The organism is Pacificoceanicola algae, assembly GCF_049341065.1.
GTDB lineage: Bacteria > Pseudomonadota > Alphaproteobacteria > Rhodobacterales > Rhodobacteraceae > Pacificoceanicola.
On sequence record NZ_JBMPIX010000001.1, the window covers coordinates 21,772 to 45,511 of the forward strand.

At 62.1% G+C, this 23,740-nt stretch carries 18 protein-coding genes and 1 riboswitch; of the genes, 10 read left to right on the top strand and 8 right to left on the bottom strand.

Translation table 11 applies throughout. The annotated features are described in order from the left end of the window. Positions 1-32 precede the first annotated feature (32 nt). Together ACOYQJ_RS00120 and ACOYQJ_RS00125 are read right to left on the bottom strand one after the other, a co-directional pair. A complete protein-coding gene (locus ACOYQJ_RS00120; RefSeq protein ID WP_422903962.1) occupies positions 33-833 on the bottom strand; it encodes an ABC transporter substrate-binding protein in 801 nt (266 codons plus the stop codon). A 19-nt stretch (positions 834-852) separates the two neighbouring features. Next, positions 853-2,712 carry a TonB-dependent receptor plug domain-containing protein gene (locus ACOYQJ_RS00125; RefSeq protein WP_422903963.1) on the bottom strand — a complete coding sequence of 620 codons (1,860 nt, stop codon included), beginning with the start codon at positions 2,710-2,712 and terminating at the stop codon, positions 853-855. Between the two features lie 147 nt (positions 2,713-2,859). Continuing rightward, positions 2,860-3,045, bottom strand: a riboswitch (cobalamin riboswitch). Positions 3,046-3,137: 92 nt separating this feature from the next. Here ACOYQJ_RS00125 and ACOYQJ_RS00130 point away from each other — a divergent pair. The 9 genes from ACOYQJ_RS00130 to murD all read left to right on the top strand — a co-directional run bounded on the left by ACOYQJ_RS00130 (position 3,138) and on the right by murD (position 13,332). After that, positions 3,138-3,464, top strand: coding sequence for a hypothetical protein (locus tag ACOYQJ_RS00130; protein WP_422903964.1), 327 nt, complete (start codon positions 3,138-3,140; stop codon positions 3,462-3,464). 691 nt (positions 3,465-4,155) lie between these two features. Further along, on the top strand, positions 4,156-4,665 hold the full coding sequence (mraZ, locus tag ACOYQJ_RS00135; RefSeq protein WP_422903965.1) for a division/cell wall cluster transcriptional repressor MraZ: 510 nt from the start codon (positions 4,156-4,158) through the stop codon (positions 4,663-4,665). A 3-nt stretch (positions 4,666-4,668) separates the two neighbouring features. Beyond that, a complete protein-coding gene (rsmH, locus tag ACOYQJ_RS00140; protein ID WP_422903966.1) occupies positions 4,669-5,643 on the top strand; it encodes a 16S rRNA (cytosine(1402)-N(4))-methyltransferase RsmH in 975 nt (324 codons plus the stop codon). Between the two features lie 3 nt (positions 5,644-5,646). Continuing rightward, a complete protein-coding gene (gene ftsL, locus ACOYQJ_RS00145) occupies positions 5,647-5,991 on the top strand; it encodes a cell division protein FtsL (protein WP_422903967.1) in 345 nt (114 codons plus the stop codon). Then, positions 5,988-7,775: a peptidoglycan D,D-transpeptidase FtsI family protein gene (locus ACOYQJ_RS00150; protein WP_422903968.1), complete on the top strand. Its 1,788-nt coding sequence runs from the start codon at positions 5,988-5,990 to the stop codon at positions 7,773-7,775. Before ftsL ends, ACOYQJ_RS00150 begins: the two co-directional genes overlap by 4 nt. Positions 7,776-7,856: 81 nt before the next feature. Next, a complete protein-coding gene (locus tag ACOYQJ_RS00155; protein ID WP_422903969.1) occupies positions 7,857-9,338 on the top strand; it encodes a UDP-N-acetylmuramoyl-L-alanyl-D-glutamate--2,6-diaminopimelate ligase in 1,482 nt (493 codons plus the stop codon). Further along, positions 9,335-10,771: a UDP-N-acetylmuramoyl-tripeptide--D-alanyl-D-alanine ligase gene (locus tag ACOYQJ_RS00160; protein WP_422903970.1), complete on the top strand. Its 1,437-nt coding sequence runs from the start codon at positions 9,335-9,337 to the stop codon at positions 10,769-10,771. The genes ACOYQJ_RS00155 and ACOYQJ_RS00160 overlap by 4 nt, the downstream gene beginning before the upstream one ends. An 11-nt stretch (positions 10,772-10,782) precedes the next feature. Next, positions 10,783-11,865 (top strand): phospho-N-acetylmuramoyl-pentapeptide-transferase, encoded by a 1,083-nt coding sequence (mraY, locus tag ACOYQJ_RS00165; RefSeq protein WP_422903971.1) that lies wholly within the window; start codon positions 10,783-10,785, stop codon positions 11,863-11,865. Positions 11,866-11,934: 69 nt separating this feature from the next. Next, the gene (gene murD, locus ACOYQJ_RS00170; RefSeq protein ID WP_422903972.1) at positions 11,935-13,332 is read left to right on the top strand and encodes a UDP-N-acetylmuramoyl-L-alanine--D-glutamate ligase; all 1,398 of its coding nucleotides are present in this window, start codon (positions 11,935-11,937) and stop codon (positions 13,330-13,332) included. Between the two features lie 145 nt (positions 13,333-13,477). Here murD and ACOYQJ_RS00175 read toward each other — a convergent pair whose 3' ends face one another. The 4 genes from ACOYQJ_RS00175 to ACOYQJ_RS00190 all read right to left on the bottom strand — a co-directional run bounded on the left by ACOYQJ_RS00175 (position 13,478) and on the right by ACOYQJ_RS00190 (position 19,885). Then, positions 13,478-16,051 carry a putative PEP-binding protein gene (locus tag ACOYQJ_RS00175; RefSeq protein ID WP_422903973.1) on the bottom strand — a complete coding sequence of 858 codons (2,574 nt, stop codon included), beginning with the start codon at positions 16,049-16,051 and terminating at the stop codon, positions 13,478-13,480. 154 nt (positions 16,052-16,205) lie between these two features. Then, on the bottom strand, positions 16,206-18,431 hold the full coding sequence (glyS, locus tag ACOYQJ_RS00180; protein WP_422903974.1) for a glycine--tRNA ligase subunit beta: 2,226 nt from the start codon (positions 18,429-18,431) through the stop codon (positions 16,206-16,208). Positions 18,432-18,434: 3 nt separating this feature from the next. After that, positions 18,435-18,959: a DUF6446 family protein gene (locus ACOYQJ_RS00185; protein ID WP_422903975.1), complete on the bottom strand. Its 525-nt coding sequence runs from the start codon at positions 18,957-18,959 to the stop codon at positions 18,435-18,437. After that, complete coding sequence (locus tag ACOYQJ_RS00190; RefSeq protein ID WP_422903976.1) at positions 18,956-19,885, bottom strand: glycine--tRNA ligase subunit alpha; 930 nt, start codon at positions 19,883-19,885, stop codon at positions 18,956-18,958. Before ACOYQJ_RS00190 ends, ACOYQJ_RS00185 begins: the two co-directional genes overlap by 4 nt. 222 nt (positions 19,886-20,107) lie before the next feature. Here ACOYQJ_RS00190 and ACOYQJ_RS00195 point away from each other — a divergent pair, with 222 nt between their 5' ends. Further along, a complete protein-coding gene (locus ACOYQJ_RS00195) occupies positions 20,108-21,904 on the top strand; it encodes a serine protease (protein WP_422903977.1) in 1,797 nt (598 codons plus the stop codon). Positions 21,905-21,964: 60 nt separating this feature from the next. On the opposite strand, the gene ACOYQJ_RS00200 is transcribed toward ACOYQJ_RS00195, so the two are convergent. Further along, positions 21,965-22,876 carry a DMT family transporter gene (locus ACOYQJ_RS00200; protein WP_422903978.1) on the bottom strand — a complete coding sequence of 304 codons (912 nt, stop codon included), beginning with the start codon at positions 22,874-22,876 and terminating at the stop codon, positions 21,965-21,967. 89 nt (positions 22,877-22,965) lie between these two features. After that, on the bottom strand, positions 22,966-23,529 hold the full coding sequence (locus ACOYQJ_RS00205; RefSeq protein ID WP_422903979.1) for a hemerythrin domain-containing protein: 564 nt from the start codon (positions 23,527-23,529) through the stop codon (positions 22,966-22,968). Positions 23,530-23,740 lie beyond the last annotated feature (211 nt).

The window sequence follows — 23,740 nt, forward strand, 5'->3', positions numbered from 1 at the left end:
CGGGCAAGACGACAGGCGGAGCAGAACTGACGTCATTGGCGGGCGCTCCAGTTTTGGCGCAGGGTGATCATGTCAGCCACAGCATCCAGCAGATACGGCGTCTCGCAGGTCCATGCTGCACCGTCTGGAATGATGTGCAACTTGCCAGAATCTTTGAGGACGGGATGGCTCAGCAGTTCCGTCGCGCGGGCATGACCGCCGTAGGGGCGGCCGATGAGGATGAGATCGGGGTCCGCAAGGATCAACTCTTCCAGCGGCAAGGCGCCACCGAAGGGCAGGCCCTTTTCTTCGGCAATATTGCTCAGACCCGCAGCTGCAAGGATATCGCCGGGCAGTGTGTCGCGGCCAGCGGTGGAGCCGAGCGCGTAATATAGGGCAACGCGTGGGCTGCGGCCGGGGGTGGCTCTGAGCGCCGCGAGGCGGGCGTCGAAGTCTTGCACAATTTCTTGGGCCTGTGGCGAGCGGCCCAGAAGATTGCCCATGCGCAGGATGTTGGCGCGGGCTTCTTCAAGGGTGTTGATCGGGGCGAAGATTTCCACCCGGTGGCCCAGCCGTTTGAGCATGTCCACCGTCGCGCGGGTGGTCCATGTGCCGGCAAGGATAAGGTCGGGCTGTTGCAGCACGACGCTTTCGGCGCTGCCGTTGTTGGCCGGAAAGGCCCGCGCCCGATCCGCCATGCCCGAGCTGCGCGGATCGCTTGCCAGCGCCGAAAGCGACGCGATCTGCCCCGGGTCGGCCAGCATCAACACCAGCTGATCGGTGCACAGGTTGAGAGAGACGACACGCCGGGGCGGCTCTGCCCCTGCGCTGCAGGCCGCGGCGAAAACGATCACCGCGGCGCAGGTTATGATCCTAGAAAGACGCACGGATTCCGAAGAACGCGGCGCGACCGGAGGCATTGTAATCCGCCGTGGTCTGGTACTTTTCGTCGGTCAGGTTTTCGACGCGCAGATAAGCCTCGGTTTGCGGGGCGATGTCGTAGGACATGGAGAGATTGACCAATGTGAAATCCTCCATCTTGCGGGCAGGAAAGCCGTCTACCGGGCGGTCGGCCACATGCTGAACTGTGACACCCATGGACAGGGCATCGGTCAGATCGGCGTTCAGGCCAAGGGTCAGATCGTGGCGCGGGGTGCGCGGCAGTGGCTGGCCGTTTGCGCCCTCAGTGTCCGACAGAGTGTAGTTGCCGAAAAGGGTCACGCGGTCTGTGGCTTGATATTCACCCGACAGCTCAAGCCCTTTGCTGACCGAGGTGCCGACGATCTGGTTGTACCCAGTGCCAGAATAATCGATCAGATCGTCGATCTCGGTATAAAACAGCGTCGCGCGAGCGAAGCCATTGGCATAGGTCTTTTCGAGACCCAGTTCATAGCTGCGGCTGGTTTCGGGATCGAGGTTCGGGTTGCCATAAAGCTGCGAGTGCAACTGATAGAGCGATGGCGCGCGAAAGCCGTTGGCCATGGCGCCGCGCAGGATCACGTCATTGCCGAAGTCATAAGCCAGCGCCAGACGCGCCGAGGTAAAGCCGCCGAACACCGAATGATCGTCATGCCGCAAAGAGCCTGTGATCGACAGGGCGTCGTTCGGCTGCCAGTTGGCCTCGGCGAAAACGCCGGTGGTTTCGATGTTCTGCGTGGTGCTCAGCAGGCGGGTGCCAAGAAAGGCAAAGGTGACCGGATCAAAGAGATATTCCTCTTCGGTGGTTTCAAATCCTTCCCGGGTCCAGTCGGCGCCAAAGGATACCGTCAGCGCCTCCGAGGCCTCCCACACACCTTTATAGGCCAGCTTGTCGCGGGTGCCCTGGAACGGATCGGTTCGGCCATAAGAGGTCGAGGTCCGGTCGTTCACGTAGCTGGTATAGGACAGCTCGTGCGCGACGGCGCCCGTTGTCAGTTGGGCATAGACTCGCGCGGCTTGTGTTTCAGTGGTGAAGGTCTGGTCGTAGGGCGGAAACCCATCGCCGCCGAAGGGGTCAAAATCGCCCTCAGCCGTCAGATAGAACAGGCTTGCTCCGACGCGCAGCGTGTCCGTGACATCATAATACCCCTCAAGCGTCAGCTGGTTGTTCTGATAACCATCCTCTTCGGTTCCGGCAGAACTGGCGGAATACCCATCCGTGGAGACATGCGAAAAGGTCAGCGCAACACCGCTGCGATCGGTGTTGGTGCTGATGCCAAAGTTCAGGCGCTGGGTGTTGTTTGCACCGAATTCGACGCCGAACTTGCCATGCGTGCCCTCCTGCGCGTCAGGGTTGAGGGTGCTTATGTTGATCACCCCGCCCACCGCTTCGGAGCCATAGACCGCCGATTGGCTGCCCTTGACCACTTCGATCCGGTCGATGGCGCCAAGCGCCAGATTGCCCCAGTCATAACTGGTTGTGATAAGCGAAGGGTCGGTGACGTCGATGCCGTTGATCAGCACCGGAACATAGGTTGTGGACAACCCGCGGATGCGGATCGTGGTCACGCCGCCAATGCCGCCGTTCGCGCTGACCGAGATGCCGGGCAGGGTGGCAAGGAAATCCGCGACCGTGGTCGACGGAGAGGCTTCGATTTCTTCTGCCTCGGCGATCTCGACGGTGCTGCCCGAGTCGGCAACGGCGATCGGGGTCTGGTTGGCATAAACTGTAACGGCCTCAAGCTCGATAACCTCTTGGGCCGAGGCAGTTGAGGCAATGGCAAGCGCCGAAGCGGTAAGCCAGAATCGTGTCATGGCGGCGATCCTTTTCAGATCTTCCCGCCCAGATCGGGGCGGGGACATAAAGATATGTTCTTGGAAAAGCCGACAGGGCCCCCGCGAACGGTGAATGAAATGCCACCTCGCCGGAGAACCGTATCCACAAGCGCGCCCCGCGCCCCGAATGGGTGATCACCTGGGCAGGTCTCCTGACTTGCGGGTCGTCGCGTTAACCGGGCCTTCCCGGGGTTTGATTCCCAGTGGCTGTGCCAGTCACGCTCGCCGCTTACAGTTGCGGGGGCAGTCGCGGAATTGCACCGCGTTCCCTTTTACCCGGGAAAGTCCCGGACCGAGGCAGGTCTCTGAGTAGACCTGCCGCGCTCCGGACGCAACGGGGGAATGCGACGCAATGCAGAACTGACGCGACCGCGCAACCACCCCTTGGTCGCCAAAGCGGTCTGGTGGGCGCAGATTTTGCCCGGAAAACAAAAGATTGTGTGAAATCGCTCTTGGCCGTAGGCTGTATGGCCATAGAAAGTAGAACTTTTTGCATTCCTGAAACCGATTTTGAAGCGCGACTTTGTTCGCCGTGGTTTGATATATTGAGATTGAAGGACGTTTTTGCCCTGGCGGGGTTGTGGCATTGGCCGCGACATCTGACCCGCATGAAATCCCGGATCCAAACCAGTGGTTTGTCCCGAGGGTGGTGGATCGTGGCCGGGCTGATCTTGGGCAGCCTGCTGTGGTGGCAGATCATCCGCGGCCTGTTTGGGCTGATTGACGTGTGAGCAGGGCAGCTTTTCTGATCGATCTCATTGTCAACGGTTGGTGCCAAACATCCCGGCAGCAGGGGGGCTATGGGAAATCATGGCACGGAGCGTGGGAAACCATGGGCCGATGCCTGAGGTGCCTTGAGAAACGAATCAATTTCCCATGATCTGGGGTGAATCTTCGGCCCGAACAGCCTAAATTCAGTCTTGAAACTCTAAGAAATGTTCGCTTCGACGCAGAGATTTCAGAATTTCTGGGAATTCATGGGCAAAAATGTCCCCAGGCAGATTTTGCTACATATTGTGCTCAGGTTGCGCCATAACACCAATTGTGTCCAAAAACTCCCCAATTCACCTTCAATATATTGTTTTGAAGGGTGTGGCTGAACAACATGCGGTGCCCTTGTCCCGTAAAAAACTGTTGATCCCCATGAATTCCCATGGCATCCCTAGTTCACACGATGAGGAACGGACAGGGGCAGCAAGACCCCGCACGAACTTCCAAAAATAAAAAAAGAGCAGGTTTCATACAGGCACCGCTTCTCATCGTGAAAACAAGGATCCGGCGCGCGGGCGAGCAGACATCCCCCCAGGTGGCGCGCGCAGTCGGAGATACCCGCATCGCGGGTCAGGCGGCGGGTTGATCAGTGGCAGCAGATCAACCCGCCGCATTTCGTTTTTGGGGCAGTAAAGAGGGACCGTAGGGACAGTGGGCCGCAGGCTGAAATTCAGAGGTGAAAGCCATCACAAGGTTGATGGTAAAGGGCGGGTGTCTATCCCGGCCTCGTTTCGCCGTGTTCTGGAGGCGGGCGACCCCAATTGGACCGAAGGTCTGTGCCCCGAGCTGGTGATCGTCTACGGCGACCACCGCCGCAAATACCTCGAAGTCTACACCATGGAAGCCATCGAAGAGGTCGACGAAAAGATCGCCGCTCTTCCGCGTGGCTCGACCCCGCGCAAGATGCTTGAACGTCTTTTCAATGGTCAGTCGATGCCGACCACGGTGGATGACACCGGCCGGATCGTCCTGCCCGCCAAGCTTCGCCAAAAGTTCGATATCGAGGGCGAGGCCTTTTTCATCGCCTCCGGGGATACCTTCCAGATCTGGAAGCCGGAGACCTATGAAGAGGAAGAGCTGGTCAAGACAGAGGAATGGCTGGACGAGTTCCCCGAAGATTTCGACCCGCTGATCCTGCTGGATCAGAAGCCCGGAGAATAAGACGTGTCGGGGGATGCGCCGCATATTCCCGTCCTGTTGAAGCCGCTGCTTGAGGCCGTTGCGCCCGTGCATGGGGTCTGGATCGACGGAACGCTGGGGGCCGGGGGCTATACCCGAGGGCTCCTGGATGCGGGCGCCGAACGGGTGATCGGGATCGACCGTGATCCAATGGCCCATGACATGGCGCTGGACTGGATCGCGCCCTATGCGGGCCGTGTCGATCTGGTCGAAGGCAATTTTTCCGACATGGACAAATGTGCGTCGCAGGTCGATGGCGTTGTGCTGGATCTGGGCGTGTCCTCGATGCAGCTGGATCAGGCTGAACGCGGCTTTTCCTTCATGAAGGACGGCCCTCTGGACATGCGGATGGGGCAAAGTGGCCCCTCGGCAGCCGATCTGGTCAACTCTCTGGAAGAAGAAGAACTGGCCGACATCCTTTACCACTATGGCGAAGAGCGGCAGTCGCGCCGGATCGCCCGGCGGATCGTGCTGGCGCGCGGCGACAAACCGTTCGAGACGACGCTGGAGTTGGCCGAACTGATTGAAAGCACCATCGGGCGCAGCAAACCCGGTCACAGCCATTCCGCCACCCGCAGCTTTCAGGCATTGCGGATTGCCGTGAACGAAGAATATCAGGCGCTGTGGCAGGGGCTTCTGGCCGCCGAAAGGGTTCTGAAACCCGGCGGGATGTTGGCCGTTGTGACTTTCCATTCCGTCGAAGACCGCATGGTCAAACGCTTTTTTCAGGTCCACGGCGAGGCCAAGCGCCACGTCAATCGCTATGGCACCGACACTGTTGAGGCCACCGCGCCTTTTGACGTGCTGACCCGCAAGGCCATTGGCCCGGACAAGGACGAACTGGCGCGGAACCCCCGGTCACGCTCGGCCAAGCTGCGTGTGGGGCGGCGCACGTCCATTCCCGCCCAGGATCTTGCTGCAAGCGAGATCGCCATGCCCGACCATCAAAGGAGACGATGACCGATGCGCAGTTTGCTGTTTCTTCTGACCGCCATGGCCGTTATCGGATCCGGGTTTTGGGCCTATCACGAAAACTATGCGACGCAGGCTGAATTGGACCGCACGCAGGACCTGCGGCAAGAGATCGGCGCAGCGCGGGAGCGGCTGGCGATTTTGCGCGCCGAATGGGCCTATCTAAACCGCCCCGACCGTTTGCGCGATCTGGCCGAACTGAACTTTGACCGTCTGGGCCTGTTGCCGCTGCGCCCTGATCAATTCGGGCGGGTTGATCAGGTGTCCTTTCCGATGTTGCCGACCATCGACATCTCGCAGCCCGTTGATGTTTCGAGTGCAGGAGCAAACCCATGATCCGCACCCCCCTGCGCCCGCTGGCGCGCATCCTGGATGCCCGCGAACGGGGCGAAAACCCCGACGCCATTGAGCGTGAAAACCTGCGAATTCGCCACGAACAGATGCGCGACAAGAGCCGCGTGCGCGCCGAGGGCCGCTTGTTGGTCATGGGCGTCATGTTCTTTTGCGCCTTCACCGTGATTGGGGCCCGAATGGGCACTCTTGCGGCAACCGAGCCGACCGAGCCGCGCGCCCAGACATCGGGCAATTCGATCATCGCCAGCCGCGCCGATATCGTTGACCGACGGGGCCGGGTTCTGGCCACCAACATGTCGACTCACAGTCTGTATGCGCACCCGCATCAGATGGTTGATCCAACACGCGCCGCAGATGAGCTGGCCAGGATCTTTCCCGATCTCGACCACGAAAGGCTGATCAAGGATTTCACTGGCGGCAAGCGCAAGTTTCTGTGGGTAAAGAAGAAAATCAGCCCCGAGCAGATGCAGGCCGTGCATGACATCGGCGAGCCGGGCTTGCTGTTCGGCCCGCGAGAGATGCGGCTTTATCCCAACGGCGCGATTGCGGCCCATATCATGGGCGGCACCAGCTTTGGCCGCGAGGGAGTGCATGCCGCCGAGGTCATCGGGATTGCCGGGATCGAGAAGTTCTTTGACGAAGAGCTGCGTGATCCCGCGCGCGAGGGCGCGCCGCTTGAATTGTCTCTTGATCTGACCGTGCAGGCCGCCGCCGAAGAGGTGCTGGACGCCGGCATGAAGCTGATGAATGCCAAGGCCGCCGCCTCGGTGCTGCTGGATGTGCACACCGGCGAGGTGATCAGCCTTGTTTCGCTGCCTGATTTCGACCCGAATGACCGGCCCCGTCCGGCGCTCAAGGGCAAGCCCAGCGACAGCCCGCTGTTCAACCGCGCGGTGCAGGGGGTCTATGAGCTTGGCTCGACCTTCAAGATTTTCGCTGCAACACAGGCCATGGATCTGGGTCTTGTGACCCCGCAAACCGTGATCGACACCCGCCCGCCTTTCAAAGTCGGTGGCCACAAGATCGGTGAATTCGAAGGCCACAATTACGGTGAACTGACGGTCGAGCAGGTCATCGTCAAAAGCTCGAACCGGGGCACCGGCAAACTGGCGCTGGCGATTGGCCCTAAAAGGCAGCAGGACTTTTTGCGCAGCCTTGGTCTGTTCGATCCCACCCCGCTTGAGATCGTCGAGGCACAGGGCGGCAAACCATTGATCCCCGAACGCTGGACCGATCTGAGCGCGGTGACCATTTCCTATGGCCACGGCATTTCGACTTCGCCACTGCATCTGGCGGCGGGCTATGCGACCATCGCCAATGGCGGCCGTCTGGTGCGCCCGACACTGATCAAACAATCTGGCCCGCAGAATGGCGCACAGGTCGTGTCCCCCAAATCCGCCGCCGCCGCGCGGTCTATGCTGCGCAAGGTCGTCACCGAAGGCACCGCCAGCTTTGGCGAGGTTCCGGGCTATTACGTGGGCGGCAAGACCGGCACGTCGGAAAAGCTCAAGGAACGTGGCGGCTATTATAAAGACAAGAACATCAACACTTTCGCCAGCATGTTCCCGGCGCACGATCCGAAATACGTGCTGGTGGTGACACTGGATGAGCCGGTTGAAACCTCGGGCAAAAAGCCGCGTCGCACGGCGGGTTGGACCGCGGTGCCCGTCGCCGCTGAGATGATCGGCCGCATCGCGCCGCTTCTGGGGCTGCGTCCCGAGTTCGAACGGCTGCAGTTGGAACAGGTGATGCAGACCTCGCACTGAACGTCGAGGCTGGCCTTATCCATATGGCGCATCGGATGGCTTTTGCGTATGTAGCGTTGCAAAGTCAGTCAGGGGGCAAATATGGGCTATGATCCCAAATATCTGGCCGATCTGGGCCTGACCGCCCGGGGCGGCCGCGAGGTTCAGGTCACTGGTCTTGCAGTGGACAGTCGGGAGGTCAGGACAGGCACGCTATTTGCGGCCATGCCCGGCACGCAGGTGCATGGCGCGCGCTTCATTCCCATGGCGCTGGAAAAGGGCGCAGCGGCAATCCTCACCGACGCCGAGGGCGCTGAAATCGCCGCCGAGGCGCTTGCCGCTTCGGACGCCGCATTGATCATCGCCGCAGATCCCCGTCAGGCGTTGGCCTATACTGCGGCGCTGTGGTTTGGCGGGCAGCCCGAGGTGGTGACCGCCGTCACCGGCACCAATGGCAAGACCAGCGTTGCCACCTTCACCCGGATGATCTGGCAGGAACTGGGCCACCGCGCCGTCAATCTTGGCACAACCGGGGTCGAGGGCGACTGGCAGGCGCCCCTGCGCCACACCACACCTGAACCGATCACCCTGCATCGGATGTTGGCGGGCGCCCATGAGGCCGGCGTCAGTTATGCTGCGATGGAGGCTTCGTCGCATGGGTTGGAACAGCGCCGCCTTGACGGGGTGCAACTGACCGCTGCGGGCTTTACCAACTTCACTCAGGACCATCTGGATTATCACGACAGCTTTGAGGCCTATTTCGATGCCAAGGCCGGGCTTTTCGCCCGGGTGCTGCCGGAAGACGGCACAGCGGTGATCAACATCGACGATCCGCGCGGCGTCGACATGCTGGCCATCGCCAAGGCGCGCGGCCAAGAGGTGATCACCGTGGGGCGCCATGCGGCTGACCTTTGCCTTGAGGCACAGCGCTTTGACGCCACCGGACAAGAGGTCCGGATTTCTTACAAAGGCATGGTCCGGCAGGAACGCCTGCGCCTGATCGGCGGCTTTCAGGCGGAAAACGTGTTGCTGGCGGCGGGTCTGGTGATTGCCTGCGGCGCCGAGGCGGCGGATGTCTTTGACATGCTGCCCCTGCTGGGCACCGTGCGCGGACGCATGCAACTTGCCGCCAAGCGCGACAATGGCGCTGCGGTTTTCGTCGATTACGCCCATACGCCTGATGCGGTCTCGACCGCGATTCAGGCCCTGCGCCCGCATGTCATGGGCAAGCTGGTGGCGATTGTCGGCGCCGGCGGCGATCGCGACACTTCCAAGCGGCCGCTGATGGGGCAGGCGGCGGCCAAACACGCCGATCTTGTGATCGTCACCGATGACAACCCACGAAGCGAAGATCCCGCCTTGATTCGCGAGGCCGTCAGGGCAGGCGCGCCCGAGGCGATTGAAATCGGCGACAGGGCCGAGGCGATCCTGCGCGGCGTCGATGCGCTTGGCCCGGGCGATGCGCTGTTGGTGCTGGGCAAGGGCCATGAGACCGGTCAGACCGTGGGCGACACGATCTATCCTTTTGACGATGCAGAACAGGCAAGCGTGGCGGTGGCGGCGCTGGATGGGAGGGGCTCGTGACGCTCTGGACCTCGGATCAGGCCGCCAAGGCCACAGGCGGGCGCGCAACAGCGCCATTTACGGTAAGCGGCGTCTCGATCGACACCCGCACGATCGAACCCGGCGATCTGTTCGTGGCGCTGAAGGCGGCGCGTGACGGCCATGACTTTGTCGCGCAGGCGCTGGAAAAGGGGGCTGCGGCGGCTTTGGTGTCGCGCATTCCAGACGGCGTGGCTGAGGACGCGCCCTTGCTGCTGGTGGATGACGTGCTGGCAGGGCTGGAGGCGCTTGGCGTCGCGTCCCGCGCCCGTTTTGGCGGCAAGGTTGTCGCGGTGACGGGATCGGTTGGCAAGACCTCGACCAAGGAAATGCTGCGCACGGTTCTGGGCGGGCAGGGCCGCGTCCATGCCGCCGAGAAGAGCTACAACAACCATTGGGGGGTGCCGCTGACGCTGGCACGGATGCCGATGGACGCTGATTTCGCGGTGATCGAGATCGGCATGAACCACCCCGGCGAGATTTCTCCGCTGGCGCGCTTTGCCCGCCCGCACGTTGCAATGATCACGATCGTCGCCCCTGCGCATCTGGAGGCCTTTGAAAGCCTCGAGGGGATCGCCCGCGAAAAGGCTGCGATCTTTGACGGGCTGGAGCCGGACGGCGTCGCCGTGCTGAACGGCGATCTGGAGGTGACACCAATCCTGCGCGAAGCGGCGCAGGCGCGGACCGCCGAAGTTCTGGATTTCGGCGAGAAGGCGGGCAATTCACATCGCGTGGCCGATGTGCAACTGCATGACGCCGTGACCGTCGCGCATGGGCAGATCGGCGCCGCAGAGGTGCTCTACAAGGTCATGGTGCCGGGGCGGCACTTTGCGCTGAACGCCATGGGCGTTCTGGCCGTGGTCGATGCCTTGGAACTGGACCGGGCGCAGGCGGTCATGTCGCTGGCGCAATGGAACCCGGGCGCCGGGCGCGGCGCGCGCGAAAAGATCGTGCTGGACATCGTTCGTCCGGAATTGGCCGTCGAATTGATTGACGATGCCTATAACGCCAACCCGGCTTCGCTTGCGGCCTCGCTCGAGGTGTTGGCGGCGGCGCAGCCGGTGGATGAAGTGGGCCGAGTCGGGCAGGGGCGGCGGATTGCCTACCTTGGCGACATGAAGGAACTGGGCCAGACCGAAGAGGCACTGCACGCCGGTATCGCGCAGCTTCCGGCGATCGAGAAGATTGATCGCATCCATTGCGCAGGCCCGCTGATGCGGCACCTCTGGGAGGCGCTGCCCGAGGAAAAACGCGGTCGCTGGGAACAAGATGCTGGGCAGATGGCCGAAGGCGTGGCCCATGACCTCGACGCGGGGGATGTCGTGCTGGTCAAAGGCTCGCTTTCCATGGGGCTGGCGCGCGTGGTTGACGCGATCCGGAAAATGGGCGAAGGCCCTGCGGATCAGGACGGGTAAGGGACGAATTCATGCTGTATTGGCTCACGGAACTCAGCGACGGGGGGGATTTCTTCAACCTCTTTCGCTATATCACCTTCCGTGCGGGAGGCGCCTTTCTGACCGCTCTGATCTTTGGTTTTCTGTTTGGCCGTCCGCTGATCAACGTGCTGCGCAGACGGCAGGGCAAAGGCCAGCCCATCCGAGATGATGGCCCCGAGGGGCATTTCGTCAAGGCAGGCACGCCCACCATGGGCGGGCTCTTGATCATCGGCGCCCTGGTCACCTCGACCTTGCTTTGGGCGCGGCTCGACAATCCCTTTGTCTGGATGGTGCTTTTCGTAACCGTTGCCTATGCGGCCATCGGCTTTGCTGATGACTATGCCAAGGTGTCGAAACAGAACACTGCCGGGGTTTCCGGCAAGATCCGCCTTCTGCTGGGTCTGCTGATTGCGGCCATCGCGGGCTTTTGGGCGGCGCAATACCATCCGGCCGAGTTGAGCAACCAACTGGCCATGCCGATCTTCAAGGATACGCTGATCAACCTCGGCTATCTGTTTGTGCCCTTCGCTGTGATCGTGATTGTCGGCGCCGCCAATGCGGTGAACCTGACGGACGGTCTGGACGGGCTTGCGATCATGCCGGTGATGATCGCCACCTCAACCCTTGGGGTGATCGCCTATGCGGTGGGGCGCGTCGACTTTACCGACTATTTGGACGTGCACTATGTACCCGGCACCGGTGAAATTCTGATCTTTGCCGCCGGTGTGGTCGGCGGTGGGCTTGGCTTTCTTTGGTACAACGCCCCCCCGGCGGCGGTGTTCATGGGAGACACAGGGTCGCTGGCTTTGGGCGGCGCGTTGGGGGCGATCGCGGTGGCCACCAAGCACGAACTGGTGCTGGCCATCGTCGGCGGGCTGTTCGTGGTCGAAGCGCTTTCGGTGATCATTCAGGTGCTGTACTTCAAACGCACCGGAAAGCGGGTTTTCCTGATGGCGCCGATCCATCACCACTATGAGAAAAAGGGCTGGGCCGAGCCGACCATCGTGATCCGCTTCTGGATCATTTCGCTGATCCTTGCCATCGTGGGCCTCGCGACGCTGAAGGTGCGCTGACCCGGATCCAAAAGACGTGTTGATCAATTGGGCAGTGTCGGCCTTGTTGGGCTGTAGGGGAGTGCGTGAATGATACAGGTTCGCGGATTTGATGGGCACAGGGTTGCCGTTCTCGGCTTGGGTCGCTCTGGCCTGTCGGCGGCGCGGGCATTGCGCCAGGGCGGGGCCGAGGTTCTGGTCTGGGACGACAACCCTGCGGCACGGGAACGCGCCGAGGCCGAAGGCTTTGAGCCGCGCGAGATGGCGCGTCCGGCAGCTTTTGATGATATCGCCTGTTTGGTGGTGTCCCCGGGCATACCGCATCTTTATCCGGCGCCCAATCCGGTGATCGCGGCAGCGCTGGAGGCTGGTGTTCCGGTCGACAATGATATCGGCTTGTTCTTCCGCTCGCTTGGTGAGGGTTGGGAGATGTTCGACCGCCCTCCGAAAGTGGTGGCGGTGACCGGATCGAACGGCAAATCGACGACCTCGGCCTTGATCCACCATCTGCTGCATGCGGCCAAACGCGACAGCCAGTTGGCCGGGAACATCGGCCGCGGGGTTCTGGACATCGACCCGCCCGAGGATGGCGGCGTTGTGGTGTTGGAACTCTCCAGCTATCAGACCGATCTGGCGCGGGCACTGACACCGGACGTGGCGGTATTCACCAACCTTTCGCCGGATCATCTGGACAGGCATGGTGGGCTTGGTGGCTATTTTGCTGCCAAACGCCGTCTCTTTGCCGAAGGCGGACCAGACCGCGCGGTGATCGGCGTCGATGAGGTCGAGGGACGCTATCTGGCCAACCAACTCAGCGAAGGGCGCGGAGATGACCGGGTGATCCGCGTATCGTCCGGGACCAAGCTGAACGGCCCCGGCTGGCAGGTTTTTTCGCGCAAGGGCTTTTTGTCCGAATGGCGCAAAGGGCGGCAGGTGGCTTCGATCGATCTGCGGGACGTGACCGGGTTGCCCGGCGCCCACAACCATCAGAATGCCTGCGCCGCCTATGCGGCCTGCCGCGCGCTTGGCCTTGGCCCGCGCGACATCGAAGCCGGGCTGAAAAGCTTCAAAGGTTTGCCCCATCGCAGCCAGACCATCGCTGAAGACGCTGGCGTGCGCTATGTCAACGACAGCAAGGCGACAAACGTGGATTCCGCCCTCAAGGCATTGCAAGCCTTCAAAAAAATCCGCTGGATTTGTGGTGGCCTGATGAAGGAAGGCGGGCTTGAAGCGCTTGCCCCGGGCCTCGCAAACGTTACCAAGGCCTATGTCATCGGGCGCGAGGCTGAAGGCTTTGCCCTTGGTCTGCCGGGCATCGAAGCCGAGATTTGCACGACAATGGAAACGGCGGTGCTTCATGCCATGCAAGACGCGCAGCCTGGGGACGTTGTTCTTTTGGCGCCTGCCGCTGCCAGTTTTGACCAATACGACAACTTCGAAAAACGTGGCGAAGACTTTGCAGCGCGCGTTCTGCAAGCTTTGCCCTAAGCTGCGTTCCAACCAAACCGCGACCGGTTTCACTGGTCCTGAAATATCCTGGGGGGTGAATTGGCCGAAGGCCGAGAGGGGGGCAAAGCCCCCCTTGCCCGGGCGACGCGCAAGGTGCGGCGCAAATCCTTTGCCGCAAAACGCTCTAAACGTCTTCGCCCAAACGTTCCTTGATCGCCAGTTGCGCCGCGGCCAAACGCGCCACAGGAACCCGGAAGGGCGAGCAACTGACATAGTTCATACCCACCGCCCGGCAGAACTGGATGGATTCTGGATTACCGCCATGCTCGCCGCAGATCGACAGGGTGATGTCGCTCCGGGCCTGGCGGGCACGTTCGGCGCCTATGGCGATCAATTCGCCCACGCCTTCGACGTCCAGCACATGAAATGGGTCTTCCGGGAAAACCCCTTGCTGGACATAATTTGACATGAAACGCCCCGCATCATCGCGCGACAGGCCATAGGCCATCTGGGTCAGGTCATTGGTCCCGAAAGACAGGAAATGCGTATGCTGGGCGATCTCGTCGGCGCGCAGACAGGCGCGCGGTGTTTCAACCATCACGCCAAAGCGATAGTCGAACTCGGCCCCGCGTTCAGCGCGAACTGCGGCGGCGACGGCATCTATGCGGGCACGCAGAATTTCCACCTCGCGCTTGGCGGAGACCAGCGGCAGCATGATTTCGGGCACCACCGGGGCGCCAACGCGGCTGGCATCAAGCGTTGCCTCAAAGATGGCGCGCGCCTGCATGTCGTAGATTTCCGGCACGGTAATGCCCAGACGTACGCCGCGCATCCCCAGCATCGGGTTGTATTCGCCCATCGCCTCGACCCGCCGGGTGACGTCTGACACGGGCAGATCCAATGCCTCGGCCAGATCGCGCAGGCCCGCGCGATCGGTGGGCAGGAATTCGTGCAGGGGCGGATCGAACAGTCGGATGCAGACCGGCATGCCTTCCATGATCCGGAACAATTCGGTGAAATCGGCGCGCTGCATCGGCAGCAGCACCGCCAGCGCCGCTTTGCGATCCTGCGGGGTGTCGGCAAAGATCATCTCGCGCATGGGGGTCAGGCGGTCTTGTTCAAAGAACATATGCTCGGTTCGGCACAGCCCGATCCCCTGCGCGGCAAAATTCCGCGCTGTCGTTGCATCAGCCGGGGTGTCCGCATTCGCCCGAACACCGATATCGCGAGCATCATCGGCCCATGTCATGAAGGTCTGAAAGCTGTCGTCCAACACCGCCTCGACCATTTCGGGCGCCCCCGCAAGGATCTGCCCCTGCGTCCCGTCGATTGTGATGATGTCGCCTTCTTTGAAAGTCCGTCCGTCTGCGGCGGTGATCTGGCCGCGCTTGAGGTTGAATTTCATCTGCGCTGCGCCGACAACGCAGGGTAGGCCAAGGCCGCGGCCAATGACGGCTGCGTGGCTGGTCATCCCGCCGCGCTCGGTCAACACGCCCACAGCGGCATGCATGCCGCGAATATCCTCGGGCGAGGTTTCGCGGCGGACCAGAATGCAAGGCTCATCCCGCGCGGCGCTGGCCTGTGCCTCGTTTGAAGAGAACACGATCCGGCCCGTGGCGGCCCCGGGCGAGGCGGCAACTCCGCTGCCAATCACATCGCGCGGCGCGTCATCGGCGATCTGACGGTGCAGCAATTCCGACAGCGAATGCGGATCGACGCGCATCAGCGCCTCTTGCGGGGGGATGATCTTGTCTTCGGCCAGACGCACGGCAATGCGCACGGCGGCGCGCGGGGTGCGCTCGACCCGAACGCCGTCAAGGATGTGGACCTTACCGTTTTCCAGCGTGAATTCTATCTGCATTTCGGCCCGCAGCTTTCGGCGCATCAGCTCGGCATGGGCTTTCAGCGCCTCAAAGGCCTCGGGCGCCAATTCCTCAAGCGAGGGACCGCGCGGGTCGCGGGTCAGGAACAGGCTTTTGGTGCCGCGTTCCAATGCTTCGCGTCCTTGGCTTTGGCTGAGATATCGGCCGGTGATCTGCCGCAGCCCGGTTTCGGAATCGACCAGTTGCAGCACGCCCGAGCCGCATTCGCCCTGTCCCAGCCCCAATGCCATCTGTTGCACGACAAGCCCCAGACCGGCATCGGCGGGCGCGCCGCGTGCCTGCCGCAGCAGCCGCGCTGTCGTGCCTTCCCAGGCCCGCGCCATCGAGCGCAGAACTTCGTGCAGTTGCACCACCGGATCCTGTGGAAATGGCTCTTCGGCCTCTTCCTCATAGGCGGCCAGGGCCGATGACAAGCCCGCGGCGCCGGCTTCGTCGATGTCGTCGAACATATCCGGATCAAGCCGGGCAACGTGGATTGCGTAGCCCTGCACAAAGCGCAGATAAAGCGAGGCGGCCGCTTCGTTGCCGATGCGATCAGACAATTCGACATAGCGCGCATCGTTCATGCCGATGTTCAGCATGGCCCCGGGACCGCCCCAGTCAGGATCCTCAGAGGACGGACGCACGCAAAGCAGCGCGCCTTCGGGAAAGCTTTGGACCATGGCCGCCACGTCCGGCATCTCGCCTGCGGCAATGGCGTGAACCGCGTCGAAGGACAGCGCCACGGTGGGCGGCACGGGCAGGTCCAGCCGCAGCAAGCGTTGCAGACACTTGGCCCGCCCTCCGTGGCGGGGCGTGCTCATCGGAGAGGTGGCGGCAATCACGGTGACATTGGGGTTGTCGATTGCGGGTTTCTGCGGCGCGGCGTGAGTCATGCAGTGCAGCATACGCGGGCGCGGCGCTCTGGCAAGATGGGAAGAGGTCGCGTTGCCGTTTCGCCATAGTAAGATTTGCCGCAGGCCCGGTAGGCGGGTCGCGCGGGACAGGGCAAATCCGGCCAGCCATCAATAGGCTGGCCAGATTGGGAGTTTAGCCTTCGATCGTCGTCAGGTCGGCAACCTGGCTACAGATCACCCGGATGCGGGCGAGCAGATTCAAACGGTTGCGGCGCACCACTTGGTTGTCGGAATTCACCTGTACCGCCTCAAAGAAGGCGTCAATCGGGGCGCGCAGGTCGGCCATGGCCTCCATCGCCCCGGCGAAATCCTCGGCGGCCATCGCCGGTCCGATCTGGGCATCGGCGGCGTCAAGGGCGGCGAACAGCGCCTTTTCCGCGTCCTCTTCGGCGAACTTGATGTCCGCGCCAAAGGAATATTCGACCCCATCCTTTTCCTCGGCTTGGCTGAGGATGTTATTGGCGCGTTTGAACCCCTGAACAAGATTTTCGCCGTCCTCGCTGGCCAGAAAGCCGGACAGGGCGCTGGCGCGTTTGACCAGTAGGGTCAGATCGTCCCGGTTGGGCATGGCAAGGCAGGCGTCGATCACGTCATGGCGAATGCCTTCGCCCTTCAGATGTACCTTGAGCCGGTCATGGATAAAGCCCAAGAGGTCGTCGCTGGTGTCAGGGGTGTGGTCCGTCACCTGTTCGATCCACTTCGGCGCATCGCCTTCGATCCGGTCGATCACGGCGCGGACAGCCGCGCCAAAGACACCGTGATGGGCAATCTCGCTTAGCAGTTCTTCTTTCAGGGCTTGTTCCTTGACGTCACCGTTGGTGTCGATCTGGTGGCGCAGGAGTTGGGCGTCGATCATCCGGTCCAGATGCAGGCGCAGATCGTTGACCAGCACAAGGCGGATCACCCCAAGCGCAGCGCGGCGCAGGGCATAGGGGTCTTTCGAGCCTGTCGGCTTTTCGTCAATCGCCCAAAAGCCGGTCAGCGTATCCAGTTTGTCGGCCAGCGCCACCGCCACCGAGATCGGCGCGGTTGGCACATCGTCCGCCGGGCCGAGCGGCGAATAATGCGCCTGGCAGGCTTCTGCCACCTCGTCGGGAAGGCCCGCGGCCTTGGCATAGTACCGACCCATGAGGCCTTGCAGCTCGGGGAATTCATAGACCATTTCCGAGCTGAGATCGGCTTTGGCCACTTCGGCGGCCTGCTGGGCCAGCGCCGGATCGGCGCCCACGGTGGGGGCCAGTTGCCGGGCAAGCTTGGCGATCCGTTCGATCCGCGCCTGCTGGCTGCCAAGCTGGTTGTGAAAGGTCACGTTCGACAGCCGGTCGGTCCAAGCGCCAAGGCCCTCGGAGCGGGCGATGCGCAGGTCGTTTTCCCAAAAGAACTTGGCATCCGACAGACGCGCTGCCAGTACCTTTTGGTTGCCCGCAAGGATCGTTGCGCCGTGATCGGCGGTCTCGATATTGGCAACGGTGATGAATTTTTCAATCCGGCCGGTCTTGGGGTTGCGCACCGAAAAGAATTTCTGGTGCTCTTTCATCGAGGTTTGCAACACCTCCGGCGGCAGGCCAAGGAAATCCTCGTCGATTGATCCCATCAGCACCACCGGCCATTCAACCAGCCCAGCGACCTCGCGCAGCAGGCCCGGGTCTTCGACAACCTCAAGCCCTTGGGCAAAAGCCTGATTTTGCGCTTCGTGCCAGATATGTTGCTGCCGTTCTTCGGGGTTCAGAATCACCTTGGCGCGTTTCAGCCGCGCCTCGTAGTCCTCGAATGACGTCACCTCAAAGGGGCCATCGCCCATGAAGCGGTGGCCTTCCGTGGTCTGGCCGGACTTGATGCCATCCACGTCCATCTCGATCACATGGTCGCCGTGCTCGTCGCTGAGCAGGCACAGGATGCGGTGCAGCGGGCGTACCCAGCGCAGCGTACCCGCGCCCCAGCGCATCGATTTCGGCCAGGGAAAGCCGCTGATTGTCTTTTCCAGAACCTCGGCAACGATTTCTTCGGCGGGGCGGCCCGGCGTGGTCACGGTGGCGTAGTAAAACGCGCCCTTCTTGTCCTCGCGCTCTTCCAACTGTTCGCGGGTGACCCCGGCGCCGCGCATGAAGCCCTCAAGCGCCTTTTCCGGCGCGCCAACCTTTGGGCCGCGGCGTTCTTCGCGCAAGGTCGGGCTTTCTTTCGACAGGCCCTGCACGGTCAGCGTCAGACGGCGCGGCGTGCTGAAGCCCGCAGCGCCGGAATAGGTCAGGCCAGCTTCGACCAATCCATCGGTCATCAGCTTTTTCAGGTCATCCGCAGCCTTGCCCTGCATGCGCGCCGGGATTTCCTCGGAGAAGAGTTCAATCAGCAGATCAGGCATGGCTCAGTTTCCTTCTCGGGGTGGGCAGTCTTCGCCCAGCGGCGTGCCGTCATAGGCCTTGTCGCCACAGTCATTGATCTCGTGCCAGACATAGCCGCGCCCATCGTCGGTGATGGCAACCACACGGTCGATGCCGAATTCGATGTTGCTTTGCCCGGTAAAGACCAAAGCGGTGCCAGCTTCGATTTCCTTGGCAATGGCCTCGGCGTTGAAGCAGTCAAACCAGTCCGGGGCAAGGCGCGGATCGGCGCCCTGATAGGGTTCATAAGTCTCGGTCAACATTGGCAGCGACATGCTGGTGGTAAAGCAGGCGCGATAGCGGATCGGGCTGCTGTCGGCGTCGATGGCCTGAAAGTTGTCATAAAGGATCGGCTCGGGGGCGCCCGAAGCCATGAGCGTGAGCATCACGTCATCGGTGCCGTTGGGCTGCACCTCTTCGTAAAAATAATACACCTGCGAGTAATAGACCACGATGCCGAATATCAATGCGAAGATCACAGTGGCTCCCGCCATGATTTTGCCGGTCACGCGAGGGTCCCCCCGGCTTCGGTCTGCACGAAAGCATCGGCGCAGGCCTTGGCCAGTGTCCGCACGCGCCCGATATAGGCCTGACGTTCGGTGACCGAGATCACCCCGCGCGCGTCCAGCAGGTTGAAGATATGGCTGGCCTTGATGCACTGGTCATAGGCCGGGTGGGCCATGACGATGCGCTTGCCGGTTTTCGGGTCGTCATGGGGCTGCTCCAGAATACGGGCGCATTCGGCCTCGGCCTCTTCAAAGTGGCGCAACAGCACATCGGTGTCAGCGATGTCAAAGTTCCAGCGGCTGTATTCCTGCTCGGTCTGGCGAAAGACGTCGCCGTATTTCAGCGCGATCGGCGCATCCGGATCGTTGAAGGGCATGTCCATCACATGATCGACGCCCAGCACATACATGGCAAGGCGTTCAAGGCCATAGGTCAGCTCTCCCGACACCGGGTGGCAGTCGTGCCCGCCAACCTGCTGGAAATAGGTGAATTGGGACACTTCCATACCGTCGCACCAGACCTCCCAGCCCAGTCCCCATGCGCCAAGGGTGGGGCTTTCCCAGTCGTCCTCGACAAAGCGCACGTCGTGCAGGGCGATGTCGATGCCAATGGCGCGCAGGCTGCCAAGGTACAGCTCTTGCAGGTCCGGCGGGCTGGGTTTGATCAGCACCTGAAACTGATAGTAGTGCTGCAGGCGGTTGGGGTTCTCGCCATAGCGCCCATCGGTGGGGCGGCGCGACGGCTGAACATAGGCCGCAGCCCATGCCTTGCTTCCCAGTGCCCGCAGGGTGGTGGCCGGGTGAAAGGTGCCTGCGCCAACCTCCATGTCATAGGGTTGCAGCACGGCGCAGCCCTTGGCGGCCCAGTAGGTCTGAAGCCGCAGGATGATTTCCTGAAAACTGCGCGGTTTAGCGATGGTCTCGGCCATGGCGTCCTTCCCAATCTCGATTGGCGTCTGATTAGGGGGCGGGCGGGCGAATATCAACCCGAATGGCGCTCGGCCGGGCGCCTGTAGGGGGCAATCTTTTCCGATACAGGATCGCATCGGAAACATACAGGTAGGGATATTTTGACGTGCAACCCCCAAACCATCAGTTTAGTATGAACAAAGCAACAGGATGTAACCCGTGACCCAGAGGTCCCTCCCGGAATGAAAAAGAATATTTTTGCGGTTATTGTGGCGGCCAGCTTCGCCGCCAGCACCGCTTTCGCGCAGGACGACACTGTCTTTATCCAGATCGAAGCCCGTACCAGCCTGACCGGCGCACAACAAAGCATTCGCGCCTTCTCCGAAGATCTTCAGAATGTGAACGGCTTTTCGCTTGGCGGCGGCTGGTATGGCGTGGCGATTGGCCCTTTTTCACGCGCCGAAGCGGAATTTCGTCTGGACGAATTGCGTCGCACCGGCGCCATCCCGCCCGATTCCTATATCGAAGAGGCGCGCGCTTATGGCCAACAGTTCTGGCCAGTCGGCGCCCAGTTGAATCAACAGACCGCGTCCGAGCTGACCGCAGCGCCCTCCGCCGAGCCGACGGCGACAGCCGAAGCGCCGGCCCCTGAGCCTGTTCAGCTGGCCGAACCTGAAACTGCCGTTCCCGCGCCGGTCGCTGTTCCGGAACCCGAGCCAGAGGAAACGCCGCGTCAGGCGCGCGCCTCCGAGGCCGAGTTGTCCCGCGCTCAGCGCGACGAATTGCAGATCGCTCTGAAGTGGGCTGGTTTTTACAACAGCACCATCGATGGCGCTTTTGGTCGCGGCACGCGCAACGCCATGGCGGAATGGCAGCAGGACAAGGGATATGATGTCACCGGGATCCTGACCACGCGCCAGCGCGAACAGCTTTTGGGCGATTATTACGCCATCCTCGAAGGTATGGGCATGGCCGACGTGCTTGATGCGCGGTCGGGCATCAGTGTGAAAATGCCGATGGGCGTCGTCGAATTCGACCGCTATGAGGCTCCCTTTGCGCTGTTCAAATCCAGCACGGATCTGGGCGTTCAGGTCTTGCTGATCTCGCAACCGGGCGATCGGCAGACGATGAATGGCCTCTATGAGATCATGCAAACGCTGGAAATCGTCCCGCTTGAGGGCAAGCGTGAGCGGGAACGCGACAGCTTTGTGCTGACCGGCACGAACGACCGCATCGCCAGCCACACCGAAGTCAGCCTGCGCAACGGCGAGATCAAGGGCTTTACCCTGATCTGGCCAGCGGGCGACGAAGAACGTCGGACCCGCGTTCTGGGTCTCATGCAAGCCAGCTTTGAGCGGACGGACGGCGTGCTGGACCCGGCGACGGTCAGCGATCAGAGCCAATCGGTTGATCTGGTGTCAGGGCTGCGGGTGCGCAAACCCAAGATGTCGGCCTCGGGCTTTTTCATCGACGCGCGCGGCACGGTTCTGACCAGCGCTGAAACGGTCGCGGGCTGTGAGCGGGTGACGCTCGAAGGGGTCTATGACGCCAAGGTTCTGGCGACCGATGCCAATTTGGGTGTTGCGGTTCTGCGCTCCGATGCGACACTGGCGCCGCGCAAGGTGGCCCAATTCAACGTGGACGCACCGCGCCTTCAATCCGAAGTGGCGGTGGCGGGCTATAGCTTTGGCGGCGTGCTGGGCGCGCCTTCGATGACCTTCGGCACGCTTGAAGATCTGCAAGGCCTTGGCGGAGAAGCGCAGCTAAAGCGCCTTGCTCTGGCTTCCATGCCCGGTGATGCGGGCGGGCCGGTGTTTGACACAGGCGGCACGGTGGTCGGGATGCTCCTGCCTCGCGAAGAAGAGGGCAGCCGCCGTCTTCCTGATGAGGTCAGCTTTGCCACCAAACCTGTTGAGATCCTGAACTTTCTGCGCGCGCAGGGCATTCAGCCCATCGCCCGGGGCACCGCATCGGCCTTGGCGCCCGAGGATCTGACGGCACTTGGCAAGGACATGACCGTTCTCGTCAGCTGCTGGTAAACTCTCCGGCTCAGCGATTTTACACGGCCCTGCAGTGACGCGGGGCCGTTTTGCATTGGTTCAGCGGCCAAACAGCCGCATCAACGCGCCCCATTGGCTCAGAAAAACCCCGGCAAGGATCAGCACAAGCGCGATCAGCAGGCTGGGGTGCAACGGCTCCCCCAGTAGAAGAACGCCCAGAAAGACCGACCAAAGCGGCACCTGATAGTTGGTCAGGCTCATGAAAACCGGCCCGGCGCTGCGGATCACCAGAACGCGCAACAGGTTGGCGCCGGCCGTTGGCAAGAGCCCCAGCACCGCAATCACCAATAGGGTCGGGCCATCGGGCATCGGAGGCGGGCCTTCGTTCAGCCATGCAAGCGGGATGACAAACGCGCTGCCAATCATCAGCGGCACGGCGGCCAGCCCGATGGGGTCGGCAGGTGGCAGGCGGCGCATGGTCACGGAACTGACGGCGTAACAGACGGCGGCGCCAAGGCAGGCCAGACGGCCAAACGGCTCCAGCGCGTTGCCACTGGCGGCAAAGGCTTCGGGGCCGATCAGGACGACGACTCCGGCGAAGCCGATCAGGAAGCCGATCAGGCGGCGCAGGGACATGCGTTCTCCGGGGACAAAGAAATGCGCCAGCGGCAGCACCATCAGGGCCACGGCGGCCATCGACACCCCGGCAAAGCCCGAGGTCACATATTGCAGCCCCCATGACAGCAGCATGAAGGGCAGGGCGGTGGACAGGATGCCGATCGCTGTCAGTGGCCCCCAAGGGCGGTGATCGGTCAGGAACAGTTTGCCCCCTAAGGCCAGCCAGATCACCACTGTCAAAAGCGTCGCAAACCCAATGCGTCCCGCCGCCAGCCAGAAAGGCGTGATGCCGCGCAGAGCGATCTCCATGAACATGAAGGTCGCGCCCCAGACCAGCCCAAGGGCCAGCACCATGATCCAGCTTTTGGGAGTGATTTCGGGGGATTGGGTCATGAGCGGGCTCCGGTCAGGGGATTGCACACCTTCTTTCCTGTTCCGCCGCCGGGGGCAAGGGGCGACGCAGGGGCCGCCCCGTGAACAGGTTATCCGCGCAGGCGGTGGTGCAGGATGATCGGTACCACGAGGTCCTCTTCATCGGTCAGATGTCGTGTCAGGAACCGGTTGAGCCGGTCCAGCGTGTCGCGCAAGGGACGGGCCTCCTCTGGCATCTGCCCAGGCGCCAGCGTCGCCAATTGCACAACGCGGTTGCCCCGCTTGGTCACGTCCTCCAGCAATGTATCAAGCGCGACATGGTCGGTTTCCAGCATGTCCAGTCCGCGGGCAAAGCGCGGATCGGCGGCCTCAAGTTCGGGGAAAAAGCTGCGGTCCTCCCAAGTGTGATGGCCGTGCAGGTTGCGCACGAGGATTGTGCCGAAGTGGCCGAGCCGTTCAGAATACAGATGGTCGTCGGTCTGACCGTCCAGAAAACGCTCGGATTCTGTTTGCAGCAGGCCAGCCAATTGGCGAAAGCCAAGATGCGCGCCCATCCAGTTCCGCGTTGCGCGGGCGAAGTTCGGGTGATCCGGCCAGCCGTCGCGTGGCAGGTCCCGATAGAGGGTCTGCATGTCATGGGGCAGCCCCTTGCGTGTGGCAATGTCATAAGTCATGGCAGGGAAGGTGGGTGTTATAATATAACAATTCACCTGCGCAGGGGCGCACAGGGCAATGGCCCGGATCGCACGGTTGGGATGGGGACGGCGCTGGCTCCGCAAGCGGAGCGACGCCCCGCCCGCCATCCCATAAAGCCGGGGGCAGATGCGCGGGGGCGCCGAATCGAAAACGGGGGCGCTTTGGCCCCCGTTTCCCTGTCTTTCGTTT